This is a genomic window from Shewanella sp. BF02_Schw, assembly GCF_014596695.2.
Lineage (GTDB): Bacteria > Pseudomonadota > Gammaproteobacteria > Enterobacterales > Shewanellaceae > Shewanella.
On sequence record NZ_JABKAW020000016.1, the window covers coordinates 1 to 1841 of the forward strand.

Below are 1841 nucleotides of genomic sequence, written 5' to 3' on the forward strand. Positions count from 1 at the left end.
TGTTGTCACCCCTTAAAATCATCCAATAATTAAATAGAGGGGGCGGTCAATGAGAGCTCAATGGCACGATATTCATCTGAACGTAAAGAAGCAGTTTTAAAGAAGTTATTGCCTCCCCACAATATGACCGTCATGGAAGTGGCACGTAGTGAAGGGATCGCCTACCAAACCCTGTATCATTGGCGCGATAAAGCTAAAAAAGAGGGTCGCCCAGTGCCAGGTAAAAAATTGACCAGTAATGATTGGTCGGCCGAAGCTAAGTTTGCCGTTCTCATTGAAACAGCGCCAATGTCTGAAGCTGAAGTAAGCCAATATTGCCGAGAAAATGGTTTGTTTCGAGAACAAGTTCAGCAGTGGAAACAAGATTGTTTAGGGGGCTTTACGACAAGTGAAGTTCAAGCCAAAACGATTAAGCAGCAAGCCAAATCAGACAAAGCAGAAATCAAATCCCTGCAACGAGAGCTACGCTACAAAGAGAAGGCGTTAGCAGAAACAGCGGCTTTACTGGTGCTTAGAAAAAAGCTCAATGCGCTTTGGGAGGACGACAACGAGGAGAGTTAACGCCTTTGCCTAAGCGCATAACATTGGTGAATTTAATACAAGAAGCGTATGCCCACGGTGCACGTCTTTACAAGGCTTGCGCTGAAGCAGAGCTAAGTAAGCGGACGTATCGGCGCTGGTATCGAGCAGGAAAAGTACAAGCTGATTTAAGGCCCTCGGCGGTAAGACAGGAGCCAGCCAACAAGCTTAGTGATGACGAGGAAAAGCTGATACTGGCAACCTCGAATGAGGCAAGGTTTGCGAGTCTACCTCCCTCACAAATCGTGCCGACGCTGCTTGATGAAGGGGTCTATATCGCTTCAGAGTCGAGTTTTTACCGAGTGTTAAAAGCCAATGCTCAATTAAATCGACGTGGACGAAGCCAAAGCATAACAAAAAGAAGTAAACCAGATGCTTATGTTGCAGATGAGCCGAACAAAGTGTGGTCTTGGGATATCACTTATTTAGCTTCGGTCATCAAAGGACGCTTTTATTATCTATATATGTTTGAGGATATTTATAGCCGTAAGGTTGTGGGTTATGAAGTCCATGAACGTGAATGTGGTGAGCTAGCGGCCGAGTTAATGCAACGCAATATGCTGCGTGAGCAATGCTTTAAGAAGCCACTGGTATTGCACTCAGATAATGGTGCTCCGATGAAGTCGTTAACAATGAAAGCCAAGCTTGAAGAGTTAGGCGTTACCGCGTCATTAAGCCGCCCGAGTGTCAGTAACGATAACCCTTACTCCGAGTCGCTGTTTAGAACATTAAAGTATCGGCCAGAATGGCCTAGCTCTGGCTTTAAAAGCATCACCGAAGCACGAGAATGGGTCGAAGTATTTGTGACTTGGTACAATACTAAGCATAAACACAGCAAGCTCAACTTTGTGTCACCGAGTGAGCGTCATGCGATGCAAGACAGGACTATTTTATCTAAGCGTAAGATAGTGCTAGAGGAAGCGAGGTCAAGAAATCCTAAACGCTGGCCAAACGGTATAAGGAATTGTGACGCTGTAGGTGAAGTCACACTGAACCCAGATAAGAAGTCTGAAACAGAAACAAGAAATGCAGCTTAAAATTTAAGTAAAGAGTGCCAACTACCTTGAAAAACACCGTCATCGATACTTAACTGCTCCCAAATAATAATTTGACCTTCCTTGTCTCGTAAACGCCTAGACTCTTTTGATTCTGAGCATCTTCTTTTTAATTCCAGCCATAATTCGATGGACATATCATTAGAGCGCGCTATTTTGTGAAACGCAGAAAATTTCGCTTTATATCTCTTACTCACATAACGCATA

Annotated in this window: 2 protein-coding genes; one reads left to right on the forward strand and one right to left on the reverse strand. The window is 44.2% G+C overall.

The annotated features are described in order from the left end of the window. The first annotated feature begins 60 nt into the window (after window positions 1-60). A protein-coding gene (locus HNW13_RS23365) for an IS3 family transposase (protein WP_192114312.1) occupies window positions 61-1616 on the forward strand; the annotation gives its coding sequence in 2 pieces (ribosomal slippage) (window positions 61-514 and window positions 514-1616; 1557 coding nt in all). Here the strand turns inward: HNW13_RS23365 and HNW13_RS23370 are convergent. Then, window positions 1613-1841, reverse strand: a 229-nt coding sequence (locus tag HNW13_RS23370) for a hypothetical protein (protein ID WP_208062962.1), incomplete at its 5' end; no start/stop codon positions are given. The genes HNW13_RS23365 and HNW13_RS23370 overlap by 4 nt on opposite strands.